Origin of the sequence: Armatimonas sp., from assembly GCF_031410135.1 — a bacterium.
GTDB lineage: Bacteria > Armatimonadota > Armatimonadia > Armatimonadales > Armatimonadaceae > Armatimonas.
Map to the genome: position 1 here is coordinate 1 of NZ_JANNYP010000604.1, position 4,064 is coordinate 4,064.

The 4,064-nt window shown below is 58.6% G+C and carries 5 protein-coding genes; 2 read left to right on the forward strand and 3 right to left on the reverse strand.

Annotation, left to right across the window (positions count from 1 at the left end; all coding sequences use genetic code 11):
* The first annotated feature begins 46 nt into the window (after positions 1–46).
* Positions 47–1,486 (forward strand): DUF1501 domain-containing protein, encoded by a 1,440-nt coding sequence (locus tag RMO15_RS22130; protein ID WP_309717306.1) that lies wholly within the window; start codon positions 47–49, stop codon positions 1,484–1,486.
* On the opposite strand, the gene RMO15_RS22135 is transcribed toward RMO15_RS22130, so the two are convergent.
* A complete protein-coding gene (locus RMO15_RS22135; RefSeq protein ID WP_309717308.1) occupies positions 1,453–1,935 on the reverse strand; it encodes a DUF6314 family protein in 483 nt (160 codons plus the stop codon). The two genes, RMO15_RS22130 and RMO15_RS22135, sit on opposite strands and share 34 nt — an antisense overlap.
* Positions 1,932–2,492 (reverse strand): Uma2 family endonuclease, encoded by a 561-nt coding sequence (locus RMO15_RS22140; protein ID WP_309717311.1) that lies wholly within the window; start codon positions 2,490–2,492, stop codon positions 1,932–1,934. Before RMO15_RS22140 ends, RMO15_RS22135 begins: the two co-directional genes overlap by 4 nt.
* 71 nt (positions 2,493–2,563) lie before the next feature.
* Here RMO15_RS22140 and RMO15_RS22145 point away from each other — a divergent pair, with 71 nt between their 5' ends.
* Positions 2,564–3,085, forward strand: a complete 522-nt coding sequence (locus RMO15_RS22145; RefSeq protein ID WP_309717315.1) for a TlpA disulfide reductase family protein — start codon at positions 2,564–2,566, stop codon at positions 3,083–3,085.
* 44 nt (positions 3,086–3,129) lie between these two features.
* Here RMO15_RS22145 and RMO15_RS22150 read toward each other — a convergent pair.
* Positions 3,130–4,064: alpha-isopropylmalate synthase regulatory domain-containing protein (locus RMO15_RS22150; RefSeq protein ID WP_309717318.1), on the reverse strand; the 935-nt coding region annotated here is incomplete at its 5' end.

Consider the following 4,064-nt stretch of genomic DNA (forward strand, 5'->3'; position numbering starts at 1 on the left):
ATCATGCTGTGCAGGAATATTCCCTTGCCACCGCGAACCGTAGACTATGAACGAGCTGTATCGCACGCAAGATGCGCTGAACCGTCGGACTTTTTTGAAGAGCGCGACGGGGCTGGGCCTCGCGGCACTGGGGCTGCTGGAGAACGAGGCGCAAGCGCACACGGGCTCCCCCATTATTGGGGGCGGGGGGGGCTCCCCCAAAGTGAAGCGTGTGATCTATCTGTTCCAGTCGGGGGCGCCAAGCCAGTTCGAGCTCTTTGATAGCAAGCCGACTCTCGAAAAATACCGAGGGCAAAATCTTCCCGAGTCCATTCGCAAGGGCCAGCGCCTGACGACAATGACCAGCGGGCAGAGCAACTTTCCCACGGCACCGTCGCCGTATGCCTTCAAGAAGCATGGCCAGAGTGGTGTGGAGCTCTCGGACTTATGGAAGCACCTCCCAGAAGTGGCCGATGAGCTGTGCATGATCCGCTCGATGAACACGGAGGCGATCAACCATGACCCTGCGATTACGTTCTTCCAGACCGGCTCACAGCTCGCGGGACGGCCCAGTATCGGCTCGTGGCTGAGCTACGGCCTAGGGACACTTAACAAAGACCTACCTAGCTACATCGTGCTGACAAGCAAGGGCAGTGGTCGCCCTGATGATCAGCCCCTCTACGACAGGCTCTGGGGGGCAGGGTTTCTGCCGACCCAGCACCAGGGCGTCAAGTTGCGTAACTCCGGTGACCCCGTGCTCTACCTCTCCGACCCGGCAGGCGTAGATCGGGGGACGCGCCGCGAGATGCTCGATGAACTAGGTGCACTCAATAAAATCAAGCTAGTCCAGAGCGGCGACCCCGAAGTGGCGACTCGCATCTCCCAGTACGAGCTGGCGTTTCGCATGCAGGCAAGCGTCCCCGAGCTCGCCGATCTCTCCAAAGAGTCGGCGGCCACGCTGGAGAGCTACGGCCCGGATGTCAACCGGCCCGGCAGCTACGCCCACAACTGCCTGCTTGCCCGGCGGCTCTGCGAGAAAGGCGTGCGCTTTATCCAGCTCTTCCACATGGGCTGGGATCACCACGGCAACCTTCCTAACGCGATCAAGGGGCAGCTCAAGGACACGGATCAAGCCACGGCGGCGCTGATCAAAGATCTCAAGCAACGCGGGATGCTTGACGATACGCTGATCGTCTGGGGTGGGGAGTTTGGGCGCACCGTGTACTCCCAGGGTGCACTCGCGATGGACAACTACGGGCGTGATCATCACCCGCGCTGCTTCTCGCTCTTTCTGGCAGGCGCAGGCGTCAAGCACGGCGTCACCATCGGCGAGACCGACGAGTTCGGCTATAACATCGTCAAAGACCCCGTCAGCGTCCACGACCTCCACACGACGATCTTGCACCTACTCGGCGTAGACCACAAAAAGCTCACCTACCCCTACCAGGGCCGCGACTTCCGATTAACCGATGTCTACGGCGAGCTGGTCAAACCGATACTGGCATAGACATAGACGATCCGACTGGACTTGCGCGGTCCCTTAATTGTCCACTCTAGCCGCACGCCGGAATCTTCAAAGCTCAGGACAGCCGAGTAGCAGTCGTCGCGGCAGAGATGGGGAGAGGTGGAAACCCAGCTCTCGCCTTCTTTCCCCTCAGTAGGCTCCAGCTCAAAAAGGAAAACGGGCTTGTCTGGGCCGAAGCGCAGGTGTTCCAGCCGCACATGCTCCGGCCCAAGGATCGTCCAGCGGAAGACATTGGTAAAGGGAACCTCGCGACCCTGATCGGGCTGCCAGAGACCGGTTTCGGTGAACGTGAGAACTCCTGCCTCAGGCTGCGCGACAACGACTTCGCCGGTTCCGACACCATTCCAGCCGTCAGCCTTCTCGCTCCGGGAAAGAAAGCATAGTGACTTGAGAGGAAGCAGCTGTGGCCAGAGTGCTTCTACCGATGTCACACACCAACCCGGTAGTAGATTTCATCGAGTGGCACGGCAACACTCACACTGAAAAGAGTTAGTGCGTCTTCGCGTCGTGTCAGCCTTTGATACAGCCAGAGGCCACTTGCTTGCCGGGTGTAGTGTTCTACGGAAACTTTGTCCTGCGCCACGAGAACGTATTCTTGCAACGAGGCTCGCTGTTGGTAGTCAGCAAACTTGTCACCTCGGTCATAGGACTCCGTGTTGGGGGAGAGAATCTCAAAAATGACCGTCGGGTTGGTGACAACATCCTCTTCGTCATCAAGAAACTCGGGCTCACCACAGACGACAATCACATCTGGGTAGGCGTACTTAGTGGGAGACGTTCGTGTCTTCATGTCCTGCGCAAAGACATCGCAAGGGCTATTTTTAAGTTGGGTGCTCAGCTCACGCACTAAATTGGTGTTAATACGGTTGTGCTCCCGAGACGCTCCTGCCATTGCCAGAAGCTCACCGTCCCGGTACTCACTTTTCAGCGGAGCCTGACGCTCACACGCCAGATACTCTTCCGGGGTTAGTTTTCGCGCTGCTTCCATATGCTGCTATTGTACCGTGTGAACTTTTTATCGTTTTTAGATGTATTAGTAGCCAGGAGTATCGAAGACAAATGAAGGCAACAATTGCGGCGTCTCTGGCGCTTATGGGAATTTTAGGGCTGGGAGCGATGAGCCAGGGAGCGGGCGGAAAAGTGGCCGTGAAGCCTGTAGATGCTGCCGGGCTGAAGAAAGAAGTGGCGGCTCGCAAGGGAAAAGTTGTGATTATCAACTTCTGGGCAACTTGGTGCCCTCCGTGCCGCGCGGAGTTTCCCGAGATGGTGGCAACGCAGAAGAAGTACGCCGCAAAGGGCGTGGACTTGCTGACCGTGACGCTCGATGATCGGGATGATACGGCGAAAGCCGGAGAGTTTCTGAGCCAGCAGGGCGCGACCACGGGCGCATTTATCAACAAAAAAGGCGGGGAGCCCGATTTGGGTTACTTCAAGTGGCTCGATGGAAAAGTTCCCGACAGCCTCGGCATTCCCCGAACCTACGTGATTGACCGCAAAGGCCGCATCAGCTCCCGGCTGATCGGCGGGCAGAGCGCGGCGGCCTTTGAGGACGCCATCAAGAAAGCCCTAGCGGCCAAGTAGCCGCCCCGTGAACGGGGCGTGACGGCGTTTACGCCTTCACGCCTTCAAACTCTGACGCGCTCGTCCTCGGTTTGTGTGATGCGGCCTGGCTGCTGGAGGAGCTGTTTATTGAGGGCATTGAGGTAGGCCTTAGCAGCCGCCACGATGATATCCGTGTGGGCGGCGTGGCCAGAGTAGACTTCTTCTCCTGCCCGAACGCGAATCGTCACGGCGGCCTGTGCATCCGTGCCTTCCGTGACCGATTGCAGGCTGATCTCGATCAGCTCGTTGGGCACTTTCACGATACGGTTGATGGCTCTGTAGATCGCGTCCACGGGGCCATTTCCGGTGTCGGCGTCCATGAGAACCGCGCGGTTGGCGTGGCGCAGCTTTACCGTAGCCGTCGGGATCGCGCTATCGCCACAAGTGACTTGAAGCTGCACCAGCTCGTAGGTTTGGTTCACCAAGCGGGCTTCATCAGTGGCGAGCGCCTCCAAGTCCTCGTCGTAGATCGTCTTCTTGCGGTCGGCGACCGTCAAGAACCGCTCGTAGACTTTCTCAAAAGCGGGGTCATCAAACGTGTGGCCCAGCACTTCCAGCCGGTGCTTGAGCGCGGCGCGGCCTGAGCGGGGCGAGAGAATGATCTTGCTCTCGCTGATGCCCACATCGGCGGGGTCCATGATCTCATACGTCGTGCGTTCTTTTAGAATCCCGTCTTGATGGATCCCCGAGCTATGCGCAAACGCATTGGCCCCGACAATGGCCTTATTGGGCTGTACCAGAATCCCCGTGCGGTTGCTGACTAAGCGGCTTGTCTTAAATATCTCTTTGGTCTGGATGCCCGTTTCCAGCCTGTAGTAGTCGCGGCGGGTCTTGAGCGCCATCACGACTTCCTCCAGGCTCGTATTACCCGCCCGCTCCCCGATGCCATTAACCGTGCACTCGATCTGCCGTGCACCGTTCTTGGCCGCCGCCAGCGAGTTGGCGACGGCAAGCCCGA